19 protein-coding genes are annotated in these 23,512 nt (G+C 70.0%); 7 read left to right on the top strand and 12 right to left on the bottom strand.

What is annotated here, in order from left to right; genetic code table 11:
- The 8 genes from ABD332_RS40340 to ABD332_RS40305 all read right to left on the bottom strand — a co-directional run bounded on the left by ABD332_RS40340 (position 1) and on the right by ABD332_RS40305 (position 12,515).
- Positions 1-2,616 carry a glycoside hydrolase family 2 protein gene (locus ABD332_RS40340; protein ID WP_344508815.1) on the bottom strand — a complete coding sequence of 872 codons (2,616 nt, stop codon included), beginning with the start codon at positions 2,614-2,616 and terminating at the stop codon, positions 1-3.
- A gap of 106 nt (positions 2,617-2,722) precedes the next feature.
- On the bottom strand, positions 2,723-4,324 hold the full coding sequence (locus tag ABD332_RS40335; RefSeq protein ID WP_344508813.1) for a family 20 glycosylhydrolase: 1,602 nt from the start codon (positions 4,322-4,324) through the stop codon (positions 2,723-2,725).
- A 312-nt stretch (positions 4,325-4,636) separates the two neighbouring features.
- Positions 4,637-5,599 carry a zinc metalloprotease gene (locus tag ABD332_RS40330; RefSeq protein WP_344508811.1) on the bottom strand — a complete coding sequence of 321 codons (963 nt, stop codon included), beginning with the start codon at positions 5,597-5,599 and terminating at the stop codon, positions 4,637-4,639.
- Between the two features lie 216 nt (positions 5,600-5,815).
- Positions 5,816-7,300 carry a sensor histidine kinase gene (locus ABD332_RS40325; protein WP_344508809.1) on the bottom strand — a complete coding sequence of 495 codons (1,485 nt, stop codon included), beginning with the start codon at positions 7,298-7,300 and terminating at the stop codon, positions 5,816-5,818.
- Between the two features lie 107 nt (positions 7,301-7,407).
- Positions 7,408-8,787 carry an MATE family efflux transporter gene (locus ABD332_RS40320; RefSeq protein ID WP_344508808.1) on the bottom strand — a complete coding sequence of 460 codons (1,380 nt, stop codon included), beginning with the start codon at positions 8,785-8,787 and terminating at the stop codon, positions 7,408-7,410.
- Entirely contained in the window at positions 8,762-9,766 is a 1,005-nt protein-coding gene (locus ABD332_RS40315) for a sugar transferase (RefSeq protein ID WP_344508806.1), read from the bottom strand. The genes ABD332_RS40320 and ABD332_RS40315 overlap by 26 nt, the downstream gene beginning before the upstream one ends.
- A gap of 40 nt (positions 9,767-9,806) precedes the next feature.
- Positions 9,807-11,693: an asparagine synthase (glutamine-hydrolyzing) gene (asnB, locus tag ABD332_RS40310; protein WP_344508804.1), complete on the bottom strand. Its 1,887-nt coding sequence runs from the start codon at positions 11,691-11,693 to the stop codon at positions 9,807-9,809.
- Between the two features lie 42 nt (positions 11,694-11,735).
- Positions 11,736-12,515, bottom strand: a complete 780-nt coding sequence (locus tag ABD332_RS40305; RefSeq protein ID WP_344508802.1) for a WecB/TagA/CpsF family glycosyltransferase — start codon at positions 12,513-12,515, stop codon at positions 11,736-11,738.
- A gap of 319 nt (positions 12,516-12,834) precedes the next feature.
- Here ABD332_RS40305 and ABD332_RS40300 point away from each other — a divergent pair, with 319 nt between their 5' ends.
- From ABD332_RS40300 to ABD332_RS40290, 3 genes are all read left to right on the top strand, one after another.
- Positions 12,835-13,212 carry a GntR family transcriptional regulator gene (locus tag ABD332_RS40300; RefSeq protein ID WP_344508800.1) on the top strand — a complete coding sequence of 126 codons (378 nt, stop codon included), beginning with the start codon at positions 12,835-12,837 and terminating at the stop codon, positions 13,210-13,212.
- A gap of 72 nt (positions 13,213-13,284) precedes the next feature.
- On the top strand, positions 13,285-14,190 hold the full coding sequence (locus ABD332_RS40295; RefSeq protein WP_344508799.1) for an ABC transporter ATP-binding protein: 906 nt from the start codon (positions 13,285-13,287) through the stop codon (positions 14,188-14,190).
- Positions 14,187-15,158, top strand: coding sequence for a hypothetical protein (locus tag ABD332_RS40290; protein WP_344508798.1), 972 nt, complete (start codon positions 14,187-14,189; stop codon positions 15,156-15,158). The genes ABD332_RS40295 and ABD332_RS40290 overlap by 4 nt, the downstream gene beginning before the upstream one ends.
- A gap of 79 nt (positions 15,159-15,237) precedes the next feature.
- Here ABD332_RS40290 and ABD332_RS40285 read toward each other — a convergent pair whose 3' ends face one another.
- The 4 genes from ABD332_RS40285 to ABD332_RS40270 all read right to left on the bottom strand — a co-directional run bounded on the left by ABD332_RS40285 (position 15,238) and on the right by ABD332_RS40270 (position 19,126).
- Positions 15,238-16,233: a lipid II:glycine glycyltransferase FemX gene (locus tag ABD332_RS40285; protein ID WP_344508796.1), complete on the bottom strand. Its 996-nt coding sequence runs from the start codon at positions 16,231-16,233 to the stop codon at positions 15,238-15,240.
- A 287-nt stretch (positions 16,234-16,520) separates the two neighbouring features.
- The gene (locus tag ABD332_RS40280) at positions 16,521-18,104 is read right to left on the bottom strand and encodes an AfsR/SARP family transcriptional regulator (RefSeq protein WP_344508795.1); all 1,584 of its coding nucleotides are present in this window, start codon (positions 18,102-18,104) and stop codon (positions 16,521-16,523) included.
- Between the two features lie 166 nt (positions 18,105-18,270).
- A complete protein-coding gene (locus ABD332_RS40275; RefSeq protein ID WP_344508794.1) occupies positions 18,271-18,789 on the bottom strand; it encodes a MauE/DoxX family redox-associated membrane protein in 519 nt (172 codons plus the stop codon).
- Positions 18,790-18,931: 142 nt separating this feature from the next.
- Positions 18,932-19,126: a hypothetical protein gene (locus ABD332_RS40270; RefSeq protein ID WP_344508793.1), complete on the bottom strand. Its 195-nt coding sequence runs from the start codon at positions 19,124-19,126 to the stop codon at positions 18,932-18,934.
- Positions 19,127-19,288: 162 nt separating this feature from the next.
- Between ABD332_RS40270 and ABD332_RS40265 the strand changes: the two genes are divergently transcribed.
- The 4 genes from ABD332_RS40265 (at position 19,289) to ABD332_RS40250 (ending at position 23,464) form a co-directional block, all read left to right on the top strand.
- Positions 19,289-19,840: a TlpA family protein disulfide reductase gene (locus ABD332_RS40265; RefSeq protein WP_344508791.1), complete on the top strand. Its 552-nt coding sequence runs from the start codon at positions 19,289-19,291 to the stop codon at positions 19,838-19,840.
- Entirely contained in the window at positions 19,837-21,618 is a 1,782-nt protein-coding gene (locus ABD332_RS40260; protein ID WP_344508789.1) for an ABC transporter ATP-binding protein, read from the top strand. The genes ABD332_RS40265 and ABD332_RS40260 overlap by 4 nt, the downstream gene beginning before the upstream one ends.
- Positions 21,615-22,064 (top strand): signal peptidase I, encoded by a 450-nt coding sequence (gene lepB, locus ABD332_RS40255; protein WP_344508787.1) that lies wholly within the window; start codon positions 21,615-21,617, stop codon positions 22,062-22,064. The genes ABD332_RS40260 and lepB overlap by 4 nt, the downstream gene beginning before the upstream one ends.
- A gap of 200 nt (positions 22,065-22,264) precedes the next feature.
- On the top strand, positions 22,265-23,464 hold the full coding sequence (locus ABD332_RS40250; RefSeq protein WP_344508786.1) for a hypothetical protein: 1,200 nt from the start codon (positions 22,265-22,267) through the stop codon (positions 23,462-23,464).
- Positions 23,465-23,512 lie beyond the last annotated feature (48 nt).

Raw genomic sequence — 23,512 nt, 5'->3', positions numbered from 1 at the left:
TCAAGGCACCGGCACCGAGACGGTCGGGACGTTGTAGCCGCGCACCCGCAGATGGGCGGGCAACCCGCCCAGATCAGCGGTGGCGTAGACCGCCGTGATCCGGGTCGACTCGCCGGGGAAGAGCGAGACGTAGTTGTCGGTGTAGGTGACCGGCACGACCTCGTTGCCGCCGCTGCCGGCGGTCACCTCCGGTCGTACGAAGAACGCGACGTTGGTCGGGCTCGTGTTGGTCAACGTGATCGTGACCGTCTCCTGCCCGCCGGCGACCGATCGGGACACGCCCGTGGTGACGCCGGTGTTGGCGGCGAGGCTGTTCAGCCCGGTGAGGTTGGCGTAGGTCTTGACGCTGGTGGAGTACCAGTTCTTCTTGTTGCCCAGCGCGTCGGCCGTGGTGGAGTACCAGTAGAGGTTGTTGCTGACGGTCGTGCCGCTGGAGTCCTTCAGCTGGAGGCGGACGAAGTAGGTCGACGTCAGTCCGGTGATCGCCGGCAGCGTCAGGATCGGCGCGGAGGCGTTCGCGGGCGCGCCGACCGCGACGCTGGTGGTGTACTTCTGGGTCAGGTCCGGGACGTTGTACACCGTGGCGGTGGCGGTCAGCCCGGTCCGGCCGGTGAGGGTGGAGTTCACGACGTATGCGTTGCGGGTGAAGTAGTCGTAGGCGATGTGGACCGGCTCGGTGGCCTTCCTGGTGCCGTAGAACGATCCGCCCGGCTTGAAGTAGTAGTCGTAGAGGTTCCAGTGCAGCGCCGGCCAGGCGTTGTTCTGCATCCACCAGATGCTGCCGAACGACTGAGTGTGCTGCCGGGCGCTCCACGCCTCGAAGAACGAGCGGGTGTTCTCGTAGTTCATCACCTCGGACTTCTTCGAGTAGTCCGCGGCGCTGGTCGTGGTGCCGTAGCGCCGGTTGAGGGCAGTGGTGTAGACGTCGGTGTTGTCGAAGACGCTGCCGCCCCGGCCGACGTGGTAGTTCCAGGCCGGGTTGCCGACCGGCCAGGTCTGTGCCGGGGTGAGGAACCGCGAGAGGCTCTCCAGCGGCGGCGGCGCCTCGGTGCCCTCCTCACCGGTGGTCCCGAACGCCGAGCCCTGGCGGGTGAGGTCCCACCACAGCACCGGCGGCTCCCATTTGTAGGGGCCGTCCATCTTCATGCCCGCGTTCGCGTTGGACCAGGTCGCGACGTTGTCCACGGTCGGGTTCTGCCAGTGCAGGCCGGCGGCGATGTTCTTGTACGCGGTCAGATGCGCCGCCGTCGGCGGCTGGTCGCTGCCGTAGTTCCACATGAACGTGCTGGCGTGCGCGCGCAGGGCCCGCATCTGGGTGTTGAGCGATGCCTGGGCGACGGTGGTCTGCTCCGCCGTCCAGCCGCTGTCGTTCTCCCAGGCGCTGCAGCAGACGAATCCCGGCATGACCATGATGCCGGCCGCGTCGGCGAGGTCGTAGAGCTCCTGGTTGCCGAGCGTCCCTTCGAGGCGGATCGTGTTGAGGCCCATGCCCTTCACGTAGTCGACGTGCGCCTTGTTCGTCTTGGTGTCCCACCGTTGCAGCAGGTCCCAGACGTACCCGCCGCCGCGGAACAGGATCGGCTGGCCGTTGACCTTGTACCCGACGAAGGAGGTGCCCTGTACCGTCGTGCGGTAGTCGGTGAACTGCCGGACGCCGAAGTTGACCGTCTTGCTGTCGGACGCCGCACCGGAAACGCTTGCCGCCGTCGTGACCTGGTAAAGCTCGGGGCTGCCGAATTGGTACGGCCACCACAGCACGGGGTTGACGACGTGCAGCTGCGGGTAGCCGGCGGGATCGAAGACGAGCTCGCGGCGCTCGCCCGCCGCCAGTGTCACGGTCTGGCCGGCCGTGATCGTCGGCTGGCCCGGCTTGCTGATGGTGGCGGTGACGGTCGTGGTGACCGGCGCCGCCGTCGCGTTGATCGCGTCGGCGTAGACGGTGAGGTCGGCCGCATTGGTGGCGGGCAGTGGCAGGACGGTCTTGACGTACGGGTCACGGACGGCGACCGGACCCGTCGTGTCGACGGACGTGCGGCCCCAGATACCGGCGTTCATGTCGGGCGCCTCAGGGTTCCAGTCGACGGTGCACACCGACAGGTCGGCGCAGGCGTGCCGCGGCGGGGTCACCCGGATCGCGACGGCGTTCAACGCGCCGGGCACGATGGCGCCGGTGACGTTGTACTCGTGCGAGACGAACGTGCCGACGGCGTTCGCGTCGAGCTGCGTGCCGTTGAGCCAGACCTGGGCGCGGTAGCTCAGGCCCTGCAGCCGCAGCCAGTAGACCTGCCCGGGGCTCGCGGCCGCGGCGGTGAACTGGCCGCGGTACCACCAGTCCTGGCCGGTCAGGTCCGGCACGGACTGCAGGTTCGTGCCGGCGTAGATGTCGGTGTAGACGTTGTTCGCCACCAGCCCGGCCAGCACGGTCGAGGGCAGGGTGACCGGGCTCCAGCCGGCGGCCGGGTAGCCGACCTGGGAGATCGTGGCGCCGGTGTCGGCCAGGCCGGTGGCGGAGCGCAGGGCCCAGCCCGAGGTCAGCTCGGTGGAGCCCACGGTGGCGGCCGAGGCGCCGCCGGGGCCGAGCGCACCGATGGTCAGGACCGAGGTCACGGTGAGCATGAGCGCGACCAATGCCCGCCGATACATCATCCGATTTCGTGACATTTTGCACCTCCGACGGGTGTGCGGGGCCGCGCGCCCGGTGGCGTTGCGGCTCCGCCGGCGGTTACGAGCCGCTCGGCCAGGTGACCTGGGTCGAGTGGTAGTAGTTGATGCCCATGACGTTCCAGCGTGGTCCCTGCGCACCGAGGCGCTGCTTGAACGCGGTGAGGTTGTGCGTGCTCCATGGCGACCAGCCCAGTTCGGCGATCGCGGGCAGCCGCGGGAAGGCCATGTACTCGATGTCGGCCGTGGTCACGAGCGTTTCGGACCACAGCGGTGCCTCGACGCCGAGCACGGCGGTCTCGCCGGCACCGGTGAGGTAGGCACCCGGGTTCCATTCGTACGCCGTGTTCACGTCGATGAGACCGGCCCACTTCTGACCGAGCCTCGTGTTGTTGCGGTACTTCATGTCCAGGTAGGTCTTGTTGGCCGGGGACATGACCACCTTGGTGCCGTTCGCCACCGCCGCGGCCAGCGGCGCGTTGCTGGTGGTGGTGCCCCAGAACTGGGCCACCGTCGAGGGCGGCAGGGTGGCGTTGGCCACGTCGTGCCATCCGACGACGGTCTTGCCGTGCGCGGCGACGATCTGCTGCACCCGGTTGATGAAGTACGAGTAGTCGGCCGCGGTGGTGGAGCTGGCCTCGTCGCCGCCGATGTGCACGTACGGCCCCGGGGTCAGCGCGGCGATCTCCCCGATCACCTGGTCGATGAACGTGTATGTCAGCTCCAGCGGCACGCACAGCGAACTGAACCCGACCTGCGTGCCCGTGTACCGGGCCGGAGCCACGCCGTTGCAGTTGAGCTGCGCGTACGAGGCGAGCGCGGCATTGGTGTGCCCGGGCATGTCGATCTCGGGAATGACCGTGATGTACCGGTCGGCCGCGTAGTTCACGATCGCTGTGTAGTCCGCCTGGGTGTAGTACCCGCCCGGTCCGCCGCCGACCTGCGTGCCGCCGCCGTAGGTTGCCAGATTCGGCCAGGAGTTGATGGCGATGCGCCAGCCCTGGTCGTCGGACAGGTGCAGGTGCAGCACGTTGATCTTGTACAACGCGAGCTGGTCGAGGTACCGCTGGACCTGGGCCACGGTGAAGAAGTGCCGCGCCACGTCGAGCATCGCACCGCGGTGCGCGAACCGCGGATGGTCGACGATCTGCCCGCCCGGCACCGGCCACGGTCCGGGCTGGAGGGTCGCCGCGTCGGCGGCCACGGGCAGCAGCTGCCGCAGCGTCTGCACGCCGCGGAACAGCCCGGCGGGCTGGTTCGCCCGGATGGTGATCGCGCTCGCGGTGACGTCGAGTTGGTAGCCCTCGGCGCCGACGCCGGGCGGCGCACCGGTGAGCAGCAGGGCGATCCCGTCAGCCGGGCCGGCGACGGTGGTGACGACCGGCAGCGGCAGCCCGGTCGAGACCCGCAGCCGGGCCGCGAGCTGGTTGGCGATGGCCGCCGCCGGTGCGGAACCGGGCGCGGCGTAGATGGTGGTGGACGCGGTGATGCCGTGGCTGACCCCGGGCGTGGCGGTGGCCGTGACCGGGGCCGGGACGACCGAGCTGAACGCGACAGCGGTCGCGGCGGCGGCGGGAGCGGTGGTGGCGGACAGGAGGGCGGCGACAACGCCGAGGCCGGTGAGGGCCCCGCCGAGTCGTCGTGGCAGGGACGGGGTGGCCATGACGGTCCTCTCGCAGAACGCACCGGCCTGCGGGTGGGCTCGCACCCACCATCAGGCATTTGCATTTGACGATCCCCAGCCCAGCCAGGATGGCACGGGCCCAAGCGAAAGGCAAGGTGCTTTACAAATGGCGCTCGAGTCATGCCTGATCGTGGCGACGGCGCTTGCCTGGCGGTGCACCGTCGTCAGCGCTCCACGCTTCCGTGACCGGCAGGAGCGTCTGACGTCAGCTGCGAGCCGCCGCCTTGCGGACATGACGCGGCCCGCAGCGCACCGGGTGGTGCGCTGCGGGCCGTCGGCTTCGATCCCTGGCTACTTCCCGCCACCGGCGCGGAATGCCACCCAGGCGTCACTCATCCGCTCCGCCTGCCCGGCGGTGAACATGTTCATGCACGAGTCCTGCGAGTAGTCCATGAAGTTGTGGATCGGGTCCAGCCCGGGAGCGCTGCACGTGTCCGCGCCGACCGGGCAGTCGAACTGAGGGATGGCCTCGCGCGGGGTGTCGGCCACGAAGTCGCCGGACGCGGCGCACCCGTGCGCGAAGGTGTGCTCCAGCATCAGCCAGTGCCCGACCTCGTGCGTCAGGGTGTCGCCCTCGGCGTACTTGCCGGCCGTCCCGCCGGGCATCGATTCGTCGAGCATGACCACGCCGTCGATGTAGTCGCGGCCGTTGTTGTACCCCTTCGGGAAGTACGCCCAGCCGAGCAGCCCGCCGCCGATGTTGCCCGCGTACACGTTGAGGGTTCGGGCGTCGCCGGTGTACAGCGCCCGCTTCATGTCCCGCTCGTTCTTGCCCGGCACGACGGTGTACCAGTCACTGTTCACCGTCCAGGTCGTGCTGGTGAGCGAGAACCGGAACGGTGTGTCGGACGCGTCCGCGGCCGTGCGACCCGAGTACGAATCGTTGAGCACCGCCATCTGTGCCGCGATCAGCGTGTTCCACCGATCCTTCTCGGCCGCGCCGAACGGGTGGTCGGAGATCATGTGAAAGACCGTGGGCACGGTGACGCTGCCGTTGGCCAGACGCGGCGAATCCTTGAGCACACCGTAGGCATTCGCTTCGTTCTTCGGGTACAGCTCCGGCTCCTGAGCGGTGGCGCCCTCGCCCACCCTCGCCCCGCTGGCACCCGGGTCGCACGCCGCGGCGCCCGCGGAGGCATGCACGGCGCCGGCCGCGCCGGCCACGCCGGCCACGCTGGAACCGCCAACCGCCGCCACGAAACTCGCCACGGCAGCGGTCATGACCGCCAGCCGTAGCGTTGATCTTCTGCGCATCGTTCACCTTCCACAGACCGCTGTAAGCAGGCGGGATCGCCGCCTTCCGGCATGAGAACACGCCGCGGTCGTGGCGAGAAGACTTGAGTGCGGCAACCAGGGGTCGTAATAGGGTTGGGCGCGTTGAAGCGAGACGAACGCGGCCACGGTTACGCACATGATCGACGGCAGCAGGAGACTCCTGTGCCGCACCTCGTGGTGCGCGACTCTTCGTCCCTAAGGGCTGACCACAGGTCCAGGATCGCTCGGCGGGGAGCCTCCGTGCGAAACGACAGGGAGCGTCGCGCGCAGTTCCGTGCCGCCGTCCGGCGGGGCCACGACGTCGATCGTCCCACCGAGCGCCTTGACGCGATCCTCCAGACCGGTCAGACCCGAACCTCGGGCGGAGGCGACGCAGCCGCAACCATCGTCGCGGACAGACAGGGTGAGCGCGCGATCCGAGTTTCTGACCCGCACCGTCACGCCCGAGGCCCGGGCATGCTTCGCCACGTTGCTGAGCGCCTCGGACACGACGTGGTACGCGGCCACCTCGATGCCCTCGGGAAACCGGGTGTCGATGCGTATGTCGTAGTCGGCGGGAACCGTGGAGCGGCGGATCAGCGCCTTCAGCGCGGGCTCGAGACCCCCCTCGGACAGGATCGTCGGATGAATCCCCCGCGAGAGCTCACGCACACTGTCGGCCAGCTCCTTCAAGCCCTCCTTGACGGACGACAGCTGGACGTGCAGGTCGGACAGGTCCGGCGGGGCGGATGACTCGGCGATGGTCAGTTCGAGGGCCAACGAGATGAGCCGCTGCTGCACCCTGTCGTGGAGTTCACGCTCCAGCCGCCGCCGTGTCTCGTCGGCCGCGGCAACGATACGGGCGCGGGAGGTGGTCAGCTCGGCCTTGTTCTGGGTGTTGGCGATGCTGGCGGCCAGCAGCTCCGTGAAGTCACAGATGCGGGTCTCGGATTCGGCCGGAAGCGGGGCGGGCCGCGTCACGGCGGCGATCGCGGCCCCCCAGAGACGCCGGTCGACGACGATCGGCGCGGCGACGGTCGAGCAGATGCCCAGTTGTCGCGCCAGGTCCGCGGCAGGTCCGAGGACTCGGGCGTAGTCGTCGACCCGCGCCGGGCAGTGGGACTGGAACACCGCCGTCGCTACGACGGAACCATCGAGCTTGTAGTTGACGCCGGGCCGCAGAGCGCTTGGTCGTCTGCTCCAGACGGCGACCACGGTCGCGGTGGAGTCCGGCTCGAAGCGCACCACGGTCGCAAGGTCGGTGTCGAAGATCCTGCCGACCTCGGCGGCCACCGCGGCGAACACGTCGGCCGGCGGCGCGTCCTGCGCAACCAGCGTCGCCACCCGCCGTAACGCCGCCTGTTCGCTGGTGAGAAGGCTCCGCGCCGTCTCCGCCGCCACGCTCCGGCGCTGGGCCATGGCGGCGAACTCGCCGACGGCGGTCGCCAGCAGGAGGAACACCACGGCCTCTGTCAGGTCGCCGCCTGCGGGGATCCCGATCGGATGCGTGGGTGGCAGGTAGTACCAGTCGAAGGCGAGGAAGCTCGCCAGCGCTACCGGGACGCCGAACACGACGCCGGCATAGTGGGTGATCGCGACGATGCCGGCGATGCCGAAGACGATGAGGATCTCGATCGGGATGTACGGCCCGACGTGCTGGACAAGGACGCCCACAAGCGGAAACGCGGCAGCACCTGCCACGAGAGCGAGCGCCGGTCTGCCACCTGCCCGTATGGCCCGCCAGAGTACGGACGTGCTCACAGCCCCGACATTAACGCGGCGCCGACCCGTTTTCGGCTGCGCCGAACTCAAACGCTTGGCCGGACGGCGAGTCCTGACCGATCGAACGTGTCGACGCCCGCATCCGCCGGGCCGTGCGGGTTCTCGGGCACTTTCGGGATCCGTCTCAGGGCGTAGGCGTAGAGGGTGACCATGCAGATGAGGCTGGCGGTCGATCCGGCGAGCAGGCCCCAGGCGGCGCCGCGCAGGCCGCCGTGGTCGGCGCCGAAGGTGAGGCCGCTGAGGGAGACGACGACGAAGAAGACGTATTGCGCGAAGAGCATCCGGGCGCGGTGCATGCCGCGCATCGCGGCGGTGAAGGGGACCTGGAACAGGTAGAGCGCGCCTTGCAGGGCGATGGGCAGGACCAGTGGGGCGGCTTCGGCGAATTTCTGGGTGTGGACCAGTGCGTAGGAGACGACGGGCCAGAGGGTGAGCACCATGAGCGCGCCGACGACGGCGAAGGCGATCGCCAGTCGGCGGGTCTGGCGGCGCAGGGCGAGGGCGGCTCGGGCGCCTTCGGGGCCGGGTTCGGCGGCGTCGGCGGCATTGCGGGAGACGTGGGGGACCAGCAGGTTCTGGACGGCGGTGATCAGGTTCTGCACGGGTTGGAGCTGGACGGTCTGCACGAAGCGCAGGTTGGCGAGGTCGATCTTGGACAGTCGGCCGGCGACGATGAAGCTGATCGCCAGGACCTGGACCTGGGCCACGACGGCGGTGACGGTGAACCAGCCGGACAGCTGCCTGGTGTCTGCCAGCCAGGCCAGCGGGCTGCCCTGCCAGGGCAGCCGGTGTTCGCGGATGAGGTACACGGTGATGCCGGCGGTGGCACCGAGACCCCAGCCGGTGAGCAGCCCGCCGGCGCTGGAGGTGTGGGTGAGGATCATGGTGACGACCATGACGGCCTGGGTGCCGGCCCAGACCAGGTCGATGCCGAGGGCTTTGTCCGGGCGGCGGTCGGCCAGATAGTCGAAGCGGGCGGTGTCGTGCAGCATGATCGGGACCATGAACGGCGCGAGCCAGATGAGCTGGCGCAGGTCGATCCCGCCGCGGCCGGGGTGGAGGGCCCACAGGACCACGAAGACGACAGTGGTGATCAGGCCGGAGCACAGCGCGGTGGCCAGGCCGTTGCGGGCCAGGCGCACGCGGGGCTCGCCGTCGTGGCGCGATGCCAGCGCGAGCAGCACGTCACCGACGATCGCCCGATTGAGGCACGTCGCGAAGTAGCCCACCGCCAGCGCCAGGGCGAGCGCGCCGAACTGCCCTTTGGGTAGCAGGATCCCACCCAGGAGGGTGTTCGCCGAGTTGGCGGCGGCGATGACCATCTGGTCGAGCAGCCCGGCACCGGCGAGCCGGCCTCGGGCGCGCGGGATGCGCGTCCGCTCAGACGTCCTGGGTCTGGCCGGCATTGTCGACCAGCCTCGGCGGCTGTCCGTCGGTCCGGCTCGCAAGCACCGCGGCGGGAGCGGGCACGGCGAGCATCGGGTCGTCGTAGTGGCGCTCGCCGCGGACCGTGGTCAGGACGGCGCGGACGAGCAGTTGCAGGTCGAGCAGCACGCCCTGGTGCTCGATGTAGGCGAGGTCCTTCGCCAGCCGCTCCTGCGGCGGCATGTAGAACCTCTCGATCTGGGCGATGCAGGCGATGCCGGGCCGCACCGTGTGCCGTTCGGTGTAGCCGGGCACCGACTCGAGGTGCTTGCGGACGAGCACAGTGCGCAGCGGCCGCGGCCCGACCAGGCTCATCGAGCCGCTGAGCACGTTGATCAGCTCGGGGAGCTCGTCGAGGTGCCAGCGACGCAGCCGGCGACCGACCTTGAGCGTGCGCGGGTCACCGGCCGGCGACACGACCGGTCCCGTGAGCCGCTCGGCGCCGTACTGCATGCTGCGGAACTTGAACTGGCGGAACGTGCGGCCGCCGCGGCCCACGGAGTTCTTGGTGAAGAAGATCGGCCCGGGCTCCTCGAACCAGATGAGCAGTCCGATGATCGGCCACAGCGGCAACGTGAACGCCAGGCCGACGAGCGCGCCGGTCACGTCCAGGACCCGCTTGCCCCGCGGTACCGGGCGCACGGTGCAGGCATTGTGATACCTCAGGACCGCGCGCTGGACGGCGGGCGACGGCGGCGCGTTGTCCTCGACGATCCCGGCGGTGGCGCCGCTGAGCACGATCCCGCCGGCGAGCGATCCGGTGATCAGGATCATGGCGACCCGTGCCGGCACCTCGTGGTCGAGGCGCAGCCAGATCCACGGCGCGGCGATCAGCGCCGCGGTGACGACGAAGGCGACCCGGCAGGCCCAGGCCCGAACCCGCTTGGGGACGGAGGAGGTGAGGACGACGGCGGGCAGCAAGGCCAGCAGCAGCGGGAAGAGCAGCCACCAGATTCTCACGGGATTTCGGACCTCCAGAGCAGGCGGGCACGCGCCGTCGTCATCGGTATGCCTTCTCCCGCTCGGCCCACATGGTGAACAGCAGCAGGATCCAGATCTCACGGGCGTGTTCGGCCACGCCGCTGAGGTGGCGCTCGACGATCTCGTTCACCGCGTCGAAGCGCAGATAGCCCTGCCGCCGCAGGACGTCCCGGCACAGGTACTCGCGCACCAGCGGCCGGAACTCGCCGCGCAGCCAATGCGGCAGCGGGGCGTTGAAGCCCTTCTTGCCCATGGCGAGCGTCCGTGGCGGCAGCAGGCCGGCCATCGCCTGCCGCAGCAGCCGTTTCGGTTGCCGGCCCGGGAATTTCATCGAGCCCGGCAACGAGAAGGCGAACTCGAGCATCGACGTGGCCAGCAGCGGGACCCGTACCTCCAGGGAGTGCGCCATGCTCACCCGGTCGACCTTCGTCAGCACGTCGTCGGGCAGGTAGACGTGGGCGTCGGTGTACTGGAACCGGGTCAGCCGGTCGAAGCCGGCGCCGGCTTCGTAGTGCGCCTCGTGCGTGTCGTACGTGTCGCACAGCTCGGCGAGCACGTCCGGCTGCAGCAGCCGCGCCTTGTGCGCCTCCCGGAACACGACCCGCCACAGGTAGTGACTGCGGCCGGGCTCCTCGAGGGCGTTGTCGGCGAAGCGACGAGCCTTGAAGTCGAAGCTCGCCCTGGCGCTGGAGCGCGGAAGGAAGCGCAGCAGGCCCGGCACGATCCCGGCCGTCACCGCGCGCGGCAGGTGGCGGTAGTAGCGGGCGTACTTGTCGGCCTGATACGTGAGGTAACCGGCGAAGAGCTCGTCGCCGCCGTCGCCGCTCAACGCCACCGTCACGTCCTGGCGGGCGAGGCGGCACAGGTAGTAGGTGGGCACCATCGACGGGTCGGCGAACGGCTCGTCGAAGGCCGGCAGGATGCCGTCCATGACGTCCGCGGCCGTCGGTTCGACCACGAGCTCGGTGTGGTCGGTGCCGAACCTGGCCGCGGTGAGGGCGGCCCCGGAACGTTCGTCGTACGACCGGTCGGCGAAGCCCACCGAGTAGGTCTTCAGCGTGGCGTCAGGCAGTGCGCGCCGGGCGGCCGCGACGACCGTGCCGGAGTCGATGCCGCCGCTGAGGAAGAAGCCCACCGGCACGTCGGCCGCCAGTTGCTGGCGGACGCATTCGACCGTGAGGTCACGCAGGATCGCGGACGCGCGGGCGGCGGTGAGATGGCGCCGCTGCGGCACGTCGGCGAGCGCCCAGTAGCGCTGCACCGTGCAGCGGTTGTCCTGCCAGACCAGCGTCGTGCCCGGTTCGAGCTTGCGGATCTCCCGGTACATCGTCCGCGGTGCGGGCACGTACATCAGCGACAGGTACGCGCTGAACGCCTGCAGGTCCGGTGTCCGATCGGGGATCGCGCACAGCACCGCCTTGATCTCCGAGCCGAACACGAGGCCGTCGGGGCGCTCGGCGTAGTGCAGCGGCTTCACCCCGACCCGGTCGCGGCACAGGACCAGCCGGTGGTGGGCGCTGTCGTACAGGGCGATGGCGAACATGCCTTCCAGGTGCTGCGCGAAGCCGGTGCCGAACTCCTCGTACAGGTGCGGGATCACCTCGGCGTCGTTGCCGGAGCGGAAGGTGTGGCCGCGCGCGGCGAGGTACTGCCGCAGCCTTTGATGGTTGTAGATCGCTCCGTTGAGCACCGCGTGCACGGTGCCGTCCTCGGACCGCACCGGCTGCCGGCCGTGCAGCACGTCGATGACCGCCAGCCGCCGCACCGCCAGGCCGGCGGTGGCGGTGACGAAGAAACCGTCCTCGTCCGGGCCCCGGTGGGCGAGGCTGCCACACATGGCGCGCAGCCGATCCTCGTCGACGGCAGGCCCGTCGTCGGCCACTACGATTCCGGTGATTCCGCACATGAGTCCTCCGCCTCGGTCGATCGATGAACAGGCGAGCGCGGGTCAGACCGGTGCGGGTTCGGCCGGCCGGTGCGAGGGCACGGGCACGGGCGGCTCCCACAGCCCCACCTTCTGTGCCGACAGCCGCACGAGGTACCGGGGGCCGAGGATCAGGTAACGCCGCCACAGCCGGCGCGGCTCGAGGACCAGCCGCCACATCCAGGCCAGGCCGTTGCGTTGCATCCAGCGTGGTGCGTAGCTCAGCAGCCCGGCGTGATAGTCGAAGGCGGCCCCGACCGCGAGCAGCGGCATGGCGAGCAGCGGCCGCATCGCGTGGACGAACGACTCCTGCCGTGGACAGCCGAGACCGACCAGGACGAGGCGGGCTCCCGATGCGTTGACACGTTCGGCGATGCGCGCGTACTCGCCCGGCTCGGCGTCACGGAACCGCGACGGTTCGGCGCCGGCGATCCGCAGCGTCGGGACCGTCCGGGTCAACGCCCCGGCCAACCTCGCGACGGTCCGCTGCGTGGACCCGTACAGATAGACCGGCAACTCCTCGGTGGCCGCGCGCCACAGCACCCGGTGGGTCAGTTCCGGCCCGCTCACCCACTCGCGCAGCTCGGCCTGGTGCAGCAGGTTCAGCGCCCATCGCACCGGCTGGCCGTCCGGGACGATCACGTCGAAGGCGTTGAGCCGGGCGTTGTGCCGCCGATCGGACACCCCGGTCATCACACCGTGCACGGCCAGCGCGGTCAGGATGAACGGGCGCTGCTGCTGGGCGGCCGCGAACACCTTCGCGACCGCCGCGTCGTAGTCGATGACGTCGACCAACACCCCCATGACGCTGCGTTTTCCCGCGTCGACCAACGCTCTTCCTTTCCTCTCGCCCCGCCGGCACGCGCCGACCACGCCGGTCGGGTCGAGGCAACGAACGCCAGCCTCGACTGCGGGATGCTGAGCGCGCCTGTACCCACGCGGTTGCCGACAAACGCCGGATGGCAGCCGAGCGGAGGTGACTTGTGGTGGGCGGCCATGTGCCCGCGACGTCATGGCGATGTGTCCCTCGGCCCGCCACCCGCGTTATCACCTGTCGTCTTGACAGCTCCGGGTGCCGCTGCGCAGACTGCTTTCACTAACTAATTAGTGAAAGCAGTCTGGAGTGATCGAGTTCCGCATCGACCGGCGCTCGGGTGTGGCGACATATCTGCAGCTGGTCCATCAGACCAGGCACGCGCTCCGGCTCGGGCTGCTGCAGCCCGGCGATCGTCTCCCGACGGCCAAGGAGGTCGTCGCGGCCACCGCGATCAACCCGAACACCGTGCTGAAGGCATACCGGGAGCTCGAACGCGAAGGGCTCGTCGAGCCGCGACCGGGGCTGGGCACATTCGTGCGGCGCTCGCTCGCCAGCGCGGGCACCCAGGCCGACGGGCCGCTGCGCGGCGACCTCGACGGCTGGCTCAGGGCGGCGAAGGCCGCGGGGCTGGAGCGTGAGGACGTCGAGGCGCTGTTCAAGTCCGTGCTCGACACGCACTACTGACCATCGCACCGCTGACCATCGCACCGCTGACCACCGCACCGCTGGTCATCGACACACGAGGGAGCAGGCACATTGGGCACCGACACGGGTCACGTCGCATTGGCGGCGCGCGGCCTCGGCAAGCGGTACCGCCGGGGCTGGGCGCTGCGCAACTGCACGTTCGAGCTGCCACTGGGCCGGGTCTCCGCGCTGGTCGGGCCCAACGGCGCCGGCAAGAGCACGCTGATGGCGCTGTCCACCGGCCTGCTGCGCCCCAGTGAGGGCGCCGTCGAGGTGCTCGGCAGCACCCCGGGCACCGGCGGGACGGACTCCAAGCCGGCGTTCCTCGCGCAGGACAAGCCGCTGTACCGCAGGTTCACCGTCGACGAGATGCTGCACGCGGGCAGGGCGCTCAACCCGCGCTGGGACCACGCGTATGCGCACCGGCTCGTGCAGGACGCGGGCGTCAACCCGGCGGCAAGGATCAGCACGCTGTCCGGCGGGCAGCGCACCCGGGTCGCCCTCGCGCTCGCCCTTGGCCGCCGCCCGCAGCTGCTCATGCTGGACGAGCCGCTCGCCGACCTCGACCCTCTTGCCCGCGAGGAGGTCATGCAGGCGGTGATGGCCGAGGTGGCCGAGACCGGCATGACCGTGCTGCTCTCCTCGCACGTGCTCGCCGACATGGAAGGCGTGTGCGACCACCTGATCCTCCTCGCCGGTGGCCGGGTCCACCTCGTCGGTGACATCGAGGACCTGCTCGCCAACCACCGGCTGCTGATCGGCCCGCGCCGCGCCGAGGGCCACGGGCTGCCTGCCCGGGCGGTGATCGAGGCCCGTGCCACCGGCCGGCAGGAGACCCTCCTCGTCCGTGACGGCGGCTGGACCGCCACGACCGGCTGGGAACAGCTCGAACCGACCCTGGAAGAACTCGCGATGGCATACCTGCGCTCCGCGTCACCGTCCCGCTCGTCCCGCAGCCCGGAGGTGGCGGTCGCATGACCTGGATCGCATGGCGGCAGCAGCGCATGCAGGTGCTGCTCAGCATCGCCCTCATCGCCGTGGTCACGGGCGTGCTCGTCCACTTCCGGTTCGACGCCGTCACCTACATGGCCGATCACGGGATCAGCGGATGCGTCGACATCGACGAGGGCAGGTGCAGCGCCTCGGCGATGGACGCGTTCGCCGGGCGGTACAAGAGCTACGTGGCGGTCCTCCCGCTCGTGCTGCTGTGCTTGCCGGTCCTGCTCGGCATGTTCGCCGGCGCGCCGCTCTTCGCGCGGGAGTTCGAGCAGGGCACCCACATCTTCGCGCTCACCCAGTCAGTCGGCCGGATCCGCTGGTGCTCGACGAAGCTGCTCATCGCGGCCGTGCCGGTCCTCGCCGGCACCGCGCTGCTCGGGCTCGTCGCCACCTGGAGCCTGCGCCCGTTGAGCTTCGTCGCCCACGGCCGCATGACCACGCCGGGCTTCGAGACGCAGGGCATCGTGGTCACCGCGTACACCCTGCTCGCGATCGCCGTCGGCGCCACCGCCGGCCTGCTCTGGCGCAACACGGTCGCCGCCATGGCGCTCACCATCGCCTGCTACCTGCTGCTGCTCATCGGTGTCGCCGCCGCGGCCCGACCCAACTACACCGACCCGGTCGAGCGCCGCGGCACGGTCGCCGGAGGCAACGCCATCGGCTCGCAGAGCGGTCGCAGCCTCGTCCCCGACGACGCGTGGCGCGTGGGCTCGGCCTACTACAACGCCGCCGGCACCGCCGTCGACTTCGATCCGTCCTCCTGCAAGAGCACCGACGGCACCATCGAAACCTGCCTCAGCCGCCAGCAGATCGCCACCGTCAGTGCCTCGTTCCACCCCGACGGCCAGTTCTGGCGCCTGCAGCTCACCGAGTCCCTCATCTTCCTCGTCGCCGCGACCGCCCTGCTCTCGCTCGGCGCCTGGGCACTGCTCAAACGCCTGCTGTAGCGGCGCCACACCGGGCCGTAGGTGTCCAGGCCGAAGCAGCACGGCGGAGACGAAGCGGCCCATCGCCGGGGGCCGGCCGTCAGCGACGGGTCGCCGAATATGCCGAGTAGACCGACCGGTAGGCGTGGTAGAGCGGGCTCACCGGCAGTTCCCAGGTGCCGAGGTAGTACTGGTAGTCGCCGCCGAACGACAGTTTGAACTTGGTCAGTCCGGCCCACGGGTGTTCCGGCTCGCCGGGCGGCGCCACGCCCAGCGAATCGAAGGTCTTCTGCCCACGATCCTGGGCGTCCAGGACCATCGTGGCGCGCATGATGGCGCCCGGGTGGACGTGCCGGTGGGCGTGCATGCTCCCGGAGTGTCCGACGTGGCGGGTGGTCGGGCTGTCGAAGACGATCGCCGCGGAGACCGGCTCGTCGTGGTGCCGGGCGATGTACAGGGTGGCCGCGTCGCGGGGCAGCAGCACCTGCGCCATGGTCCGGTAGTAGTCGTCCGGGTGCTGGACGATGTGGTTGTGGACGGCCACCTCGTGGACCACCATCAGCAAAGCTTCCACATCGCCGGGATCATGGCTTGCCTCGATGCGCACACCCACCTTGGCGGCATTGCGGTACCGCTGCCGGTTGTTCTTGGACATGTCCTTGAGAATCTGGTCACGCGGCTTGGTCAGATCCTGCAGCCACACCAGTGAGGGTTGGATCTCCTTCAGCGCCGGCCGATGTTTGAGCCGCTTCAGATCGGCCTTCGTCACCGGCGCCCACGGCTCCATCCGTACGAAGATGGCGCCCTGGTCCTGGGCCAGTGCCTTCAGCTCCGCGATCGCAAGCTGGTAGCTCACCATGCTGTCGGCGACCGGACCGTATGGGCAGTAGAGGCGGGTCGCCTTGTTGGACCGCTCCAGGATGGCGAAGCACTGCCAGCCGGGGCCCTGGCCGAAGAACAGTTTCCGGCCGAGCTGCTGGTTGAACGCGCCCCAGTGGGTGCTCTGCAGGAAGTGCCCGCCGCGGGCGAACAGGTCGTCGTCCCACGACGTGCCGGGCAGCTCGTTGGACCACGCGATGGAGGAGTGCTGAGACATGCGGAGAGGGTCACCTTTCGGGGGGAAAGGAGCGGGGTGAGCCGGGACAAGCGCCGCGCTGGAGCTTCCTCATTCGTTGCGTGCCGCTCAAGCGCCGCATGTGCGCCGGTGGCGGAACCGTAGGGAGGCAGTCGTGCGGATCCGATGAAGAAGCCGTCCGGAAGTCGCGAACTGCCGGGATCGGATCGAAACCCAACGCGGGCTTCACAGGTTGCTCACGATCGGCCCGGTGGCGGCGCTGACAATGGGACGTCGCGGCCCTCTCGGGGCGCGGCCTCGGCACGGTGTCAGGCTGCGGAGCGGTACGAGATGCGCAGGTCGCCGCAGGAGAGGGTGCGGAAGCGGCGGCGTTCGGCGACGAGGTCGGCGGCGAGGTGGTCGAGGGGGACGTCGGGGGCGCTGGCCAGGCAGGCCGCCACGATGCGCAGCGCGAGTGGCAGGCCGCCGCACAGTTCGACGAGGGTCTGCAGGGAAGGCTTGGAGGCGGCGGTGATGCCGGTGCCCGAGATCGTGGCCAGCAGGCGGATCGCGTCGTCGTCGCTGAGGGGGGCGACCTCCAGGTGTGCGGTCGCGTCCAGGGCGGCGAGTTTCCGGGTGCTGGTGACGATGGCGGCGCTGCCGCTCGTGGCGCTCAGCAGCGGGCGGACCTGGGCCTCGTCGGCGGCGTTGTCCAGGAGGATGAGTAACCGGCGGTCCGCCGACGCGGAACGGAACCGGGCCGCCGCCTCCTCGACGTCGCTGGGCACCTGGTTCGCCGGGGCGCCCAGGGCCCGCAGGAACCAGCCGAGCACCTGTGCCGCGCCCGCCGTGCGCAGGTCGGCGTACAGCTGACCGTCGGGGAAGACCGGGATCAGCTCGGTCGCGGCCCGGATCGCGACCGCGGAGGCGCCCGCGCCGCTCGGGCCGTGGATCGCCACGACGGTCGGCATCCCGGCCGGCGCGGCGCCCTCGCCGCAGCGCGACGCGACGGTGGCGACGAGCGAGGCGACCTCCCGGTCCCGTCCGATCAGCGTCGGCGGCGAGACGGGCAGCTCCCGCGGCGTCCAGGTGGTGACCGTGTTGACCATGGCCCGGGGCGCGACGACCGGCCGCAGCTCCGCCCGGGGACGCGCGACCGGCCCGCCCAGCGCCGGGTCGCGGGCCAGCACGGCCTGGTGCAGCTGGACCAGGTCCGGCCCGGGTTCGACGCCGAGGTCCTCGATCAGCACGGTGCGGGCGCGCTGGAATGCGGCCAGGGCGGCGCCGACGTCACCGACCCGGTACAGCGCCAGCACCAGATGACCCCAGAGCCGTTCCCGCAGCGGGTGGCTCTCGGTCAGCCGGCGCAGGTCGGCGATGAGGTCCGCGTCGCCGTTCGTCTGCTGCCGCGCGTTGATCCACTCCTCGACGACCGCCAGCCGCTGCTCGTCCAGCGCGGACAGGCGCCGGTCGAGGAACCTGGAGCGCGGCACGTCCTCACCCGCGGAGCCGTGCCACAGGTCCAGTGCGTCCCGGAAGTACGTCGCCGCCCGGTCGGGCTTGCCGTCGGCGAGCGCGGCGTACCCGGCGCCGGCCAGGTTCGCGAAGACGGCCGTGTCCAGTTCGTCGTCGTCGACCTCGATCAGGTATCCGGGGGGCCGGCCGTGCACCCGAGGGCGCCGCCACCCGTCGATGATGGCGCCGCGCAGCCGGGACGCGTACGTGCGGATGTTGGAGACCGCCGAGTTGGGTGGCTCGCCGTCCCACAGCACTTCGAGGAGTCGCTCCATCGGCACGACGTGGCCCCGCTCGAGCAGCAGCGCCACCAGCATCGCCCGCTGTTTGCTGGGTCCGAGCGGCAGGGACTCCGCACCGCACCGCACCGCGACCGGTCCGAGCAGCTGAAATTTCACGATTGCTCCCCGTGGACAGACAGATGTTCGTCATGGTCTTGCACGAACATGTTCAATATCTGCTGCAAAGTTCGCAAACGCGCGACGGATTGTAAAGACCTCGCCCCCTGCCGGAAACAGTGCGCGGCCGCGCGGGGGGGCATGGATCAAGCCGGGGCGGCGGCCGTCATCGGCGATCCGCCGGACCGGTGCTGAACAGGCCTGCGATGTCGTCGGCCCACACGACCAGCAGCGCCCCGATGACGCCGGCGAACCCGGCGACGATGAGACCGGCCGGCTCGGTTCCGCCATCCGCGAGACCCAGCGCGGCGAACGCGGTGAGGATCGCGTTGCGCGCGAGGTGCTCCGGTCCCAGCCGCCGCTGCGACACCCCGAAGCAGCGGCACGGCGCCTGATCCCCTCGCCGCAGCGCCAGTCCGACGACGGCGGTGAATCCGACCGTCATCGCCAGGGCGGCCACGGTACCGGCGAACGCCGCGCCCGGCACGACGAGCAGCACGGCGATCGTCAATTCGGCCACCGGTACAGCGGCAGCCACCGCAATCCTGTCGGTCAATGCGTGCGCGGCCGGCAGCAGCCGGGCCAGGGACTGCCGGAACTCGGCAAGGTCACGCAGCTTCGCCACCGCCGCGACCGCGAAGGTCACACAGAGCAGCACCTGGGCACCGAACGCCACATACCCCATGCCCCCGCACGGTACGTGCGCCCGGCATACACGACATACATCATCGATACATCCGGCGCCCTCACCGGAGGGCCCGGAACGAGCTCCGGCCGTGCCTGCCCGATGGTGAACGGGCGGGCACGGCCGGGGCCTGGATCGGTCTTTAGCAGCTACCGCACGGGTTGTAGTACGTGGTGACGCCCTGACCCTCGCAGTAGATGCGCCACCAGTACTGGTACGCGCCGGCGCCGCAGTAGTTGCAGCCGTGGCCGCCCGCGAAGCACGCCGCCTGAGCCTTTGCCTTGGGGGCAACAATGCTCAGCAGCCGGTCGCTGATGGTGTTCATGGTCTTGACCATTTTGGCCCTCCTTTCGTCCAGGCCACGCTAAGGACGATCGGTACATTCCCGATGATACGAGCCGTATATCGCGGAGCCGCGGGAATGTATCGGGGAGGTACCCGCAATGTATCCGCGCTGAATACCGTCACCCGGCATGCCGACCTGCCCGAGGAGTTTCTGATGGGTCTTCTTACCGCCGCCGTGGTGATCGTAGGCGCATTGTGCGTGATCGATCTCCTGCTCACCGTGGGTGTCATCCGCCGTCTCCGCGAGCACACCGAGCTGCTCGCCAGCAGCGCCCAGCGCGTCGTGGGCGGCGGCCCGATCCAGCTGCTCGAGGAGGGCACCCAGGTCGCCGACTTCGCCGCCACGACCACCGACGGCGAGCCGATCTCCCGCGAGATGCTCCCGGCCATGAGCGTCGTCGCCTTCTTCTCGCCGGGCTGCAAGCCTTGCGGCGCGATGATTCCCGAGTTCACCAGGTACGCCGCCACCCTGCCGGGTGGGCGCGCGCAGGTCATGGCGGTCGTCGTCGGGGACCCCCGGCAGGCCGGTGAGTACGCCGGCATGCTCACGCCGGTCGCGCGCGTCGTCACCGAAGGGTTCGAAGGCCAGATCTCCGAGGCCTTCAAGTCCCGGACCTATCCCGCACTGTACGTGCTGGACGGTGAAGGAAAGGTCATCAGCAGCGGCACCGAGATGACGGTGCTGCCGAAGCCGTCGATGCGATGAGGCGCAACGCCGCCGAGGCGGGGAGCCTTGTCTGGCGTACCGCTCCCGCCCTGACCGTCTTCTATGGACTGACCACCCTCGTCGAAGCGGTCGCCCCCGTCACGGTGGCGTGGCTGACGAAGTCCATCCTCGATCGGCTCGTCGGTGACGGGCCGATCGCGGCGCTCGCGGCCGCGCTCGCGGCGGCCGGCGTGGCGGTCGCCCTGGTGCCGCAGCTCGGACGGTTCCTGAGCAACGACCTGGGCCGCAGGGTGAGCCTCGGCGCCTCGAAGCGGCTCTTCACGGCGACCGATCGGTTCGTGGGCCTCGCGCCCTTCGAGAACCCGTCCTTCCTCGACCGCCTGCGCCTCGCCCAGCAGGGCGTCAGCTCCGCCGGCAACCTCGTGACCGGGGTCTTCGGGCTCGGCCGCAGCGCGGTGAGCCTCATCGGGTTCCTCGCCGCGCTCACCGTGATCAGCCCGGTGGTGACCGCCGTCGTCGTGGTCGCCGCGCTTCCCTCGCTCTGGGCCGAGTTCGGGCTGTCGCGCAACCGCGCGGGCGTGATGTGGCGGATCGCGCCGCACCAGCGCCGTGAGTTCTTCTACGGGCAGTTGCTCGCCACCGTCGAGGCCGCCAAGGAGATCCGGCTCTTCAACCTCGGGTCGTTCCTGTTGGGACGGATGCTCGGCGAGCGCGGCACCGCCGATGCCGCCGAGCGGCGGATGGACCGCAAGGATCTGCTCACGCGTGCCGGACTGGAGGTCCTCGGCGCCCTCGTCACCGGCGGCGCGCTGGTGTGGGCGCTGCTGGCGGCCCGCCGCAACCAGCTGACGATCGGCGATGTCTCGATGTTCATCGTCGCGGTGGCCGGGGTCCGCTCGGCGCTGAGCGGACTGATCCGGGACGCGGCGGGCACCCACCAGATGCTGCTGATGTTCGGGCACTTCACCGAGATCGTCCACAGCGCCCCGGATCTCACGGTGGCCGCGAAACCCGTTGCGTTGCACGGTTTGCGGGGCTCGATCGAGCTGCGTGACGTCTGGTTCCGCTACAGCGACGACCATCCGTGGATTTTGCGCGGGGTCGATCTCACCATCCCACACGGCGCCGCCGTGGCGCTGGTCGGGCTCAACGGCGCGGGCAAGTCCACCGTGGTCAAGCTGCTCTGCCGCCTGTACGACCCGACGAAGGGCGCGATTCTCTGGGACGGCACCGATCTGCGTGACGTCGACCCGGCCCGGCTCCGCGAGCGGATCGGCGCGGTGTTCCAGGATCACATGGCCTACGACTTCACGGCCGCCGACAACATCGCCGTGGGCGATCTGACCGCGCTGGACGACCTGGACAGGATCAGCGCGGCGGCGGTCCGTGCCGGCGCCCACGACAAGCTCGCCGCGCTCCCCGGCGGTTACGGCACCATGCTCACGCGGATGTTCGCGGCCGGGCAGGGCATGGACGGGCCCGACACCGGAGTCATGCTGTCGGGCGGTCAGTGGCAGCGGGTCGCCCTGGCCCGCGCCTTCCTGCGCGACGGGTGCGACCTGATGATCCTCGACGAGCCCAGCTCCGGGCTCGACCCGGAGGCCGAGCACGACGTGCACGAGCGCATGCTCCAGCACCGGGCCGACCGCACCAGCCTGCTGATCTCGCATCGGCTCAACGCGGTGCGGGAGGCCGACCGGATCGCCGTGCTCGACGAGGGCGTGATCACCGAGCTGGGCGGGCACGACGAGCTGATCGAGGCCGGTGGCGTCTACGCCCGGCTCTTCAAGATGCAGGCGAACGGGTACACGTCGTGATCGTCGTGTCGATCGCCGTGTCGATCGGCGTGGTGCTCGGCCTGATGGCGGCGGCCGCGATCTGGGCGGGCCGGCGGTTCGTGGTCGTCACCGTCGACGGCGGGAGCATGCTGCCTGCCTTCACCGACGGCGACCGGGTGCTCGTGCGCCGGGCGGCGCTCGGGCGCGTCCGCACCGGCGATGTCGTCGTCATGCGGCACACCCCCGGCCCGCACACGATCTATCACGTCATCAAACGGGCGGTCGCAGTGCCCGGCGACCCGGTGCCGCGCGACCGGGTCCCGCCGCTCGCCGACGTGCCGGAGCCCACCGTGCCGTCCGGGAAGCTCGTCCTGCTCGGCGACAGCCCGATCAGCACCGACTCCCGGCATTACGGATACGCCGAGGAGCGGCACCTCCTCGGCGTGGTCGTCCGCCGGATGGTCACCTCGGCCCCGCCGCGGTGAGCGCCCGGCAGATAAGAATGGTTCAGGCAATACAATAGGCGTGGTTCAGGCAAAGGGATTTGATTGGTTCAGGCAAATGCTTCGTAAATGATCGCGCGAATGCCCACAAAATGGAGGTCGCGTCACGTCGCGGGTTTCTTTTGTTGCATCGATCATGAACAATTGCTGGCATGAATTTAACGCCCACAGGGTGGCCCGCCATGGTGTCCAGCCGTGCCTGGCCGCGAACCGCCACCTTCGCCGCCGTCGCCGTCGCGGCGCTCACGCTGCTCGTCGGGGTGTCCGCCACACCAGCCGCCGCGGGCGGCACCGGGAGTGCCGGTAAGAGCACCGGTAAGAGCACCGGCACGTCCACCGTCACCGGCGCCAACTCGAACGTCGCCGCGAAACCGCTGCCGGCCGCGCCGTCGCACGGGCCGAACGTGCAGCTCGGCACGGGCCTGCCGGTGAAGCCGGCCGTGCCGCAGCGGCAGTCCACGCTGGCCGCCGGCTGGCAGGTGTCCCTCAACGTGCCCGGCATGGCGCCCACCAGCGAGGGCGTGATGACCTCCGTGTTCTGGGTGACGCAGAACGCCCACATCACGGCGACGGCGAACCAGGACGTCGGCCCGACGCCGTACTACATCCGGATCTACCGCAACTCCACGCAGTTCGCGATCTGTGGCACCGGCACCACCTGCTCGGTCGACGCGACCAGTTCGGTGATCGACTCGGCCTGGTTCAGCGCCGACATCAGCGACGCCGCCGGCAACAAGATTGTCGCGTCGAACCCGCCGTTCGTCCTGGTCGACTGGCACTCGACGACCGTCGGGCTGAGCACCAGCCAGACGACGACCAGCATCGGCAGCGCCGTGACGTTGACCGCGACGACGGCGTTCGACGTCGGTCCGTCGCCGTTCTACACCCAGATCTTCGACCTGACCACCGGCGCCCGGGTGCAGATCTGCGGGACCGGCACCAGCTGCTCGGTCAGCATCGCCCAGTCGAGCGCGACGACGCACAGGTACCGGGCGTTCGTGTCGCACAACAGCGCCACCTTCCCACTGCCGGCCGTGCAGGCCACCAGCCTGATCAACTGGGTCACCTGGTCCAACAGCGGGCTCCGGGTCAGCCTGACGGCGCCGGTGTTCACGCAGACGACCGAGACGGTCACCGCCACGGCCAACTCGAGCGTCACGCCGACACCCTGGTACATCGAGATCTTCGACGCTGACACCGGTGTCCGGATCGCGTTCTGCGGCAACGGGTCGGTCTGTTCGCTGACCGGCTACACCCCGCCCACGCCGAACGTCGACACCCATCTGATCGCGTTCATCTCCAGTCTCAGCACGGCCTTCCCGCCGGCCAACATCCAGGCGTCGTCCAACGTGGTCACGACGATGCACTACGTCCCACGCTGACCGCCGCGAGACGGAGGTCGACGGTCCGGGCCATCCGACGCGGCGGAT

The organism is Dactylosporangium maewongense, from assembly GCF_039531485.1.
In the GTDB taxonomy this organism is placed as follows: Bacteria; Actinomycetota; Actinomycetes; order Mycobacteriales; family Micromonosporaceae; genus Dactylosporangium; species Dactylosporangium maewongense.
Note: the sequence above shows the minus strand (reverse complement) of the source record. Positions and strands in the feature narration are given on the sequence as shown.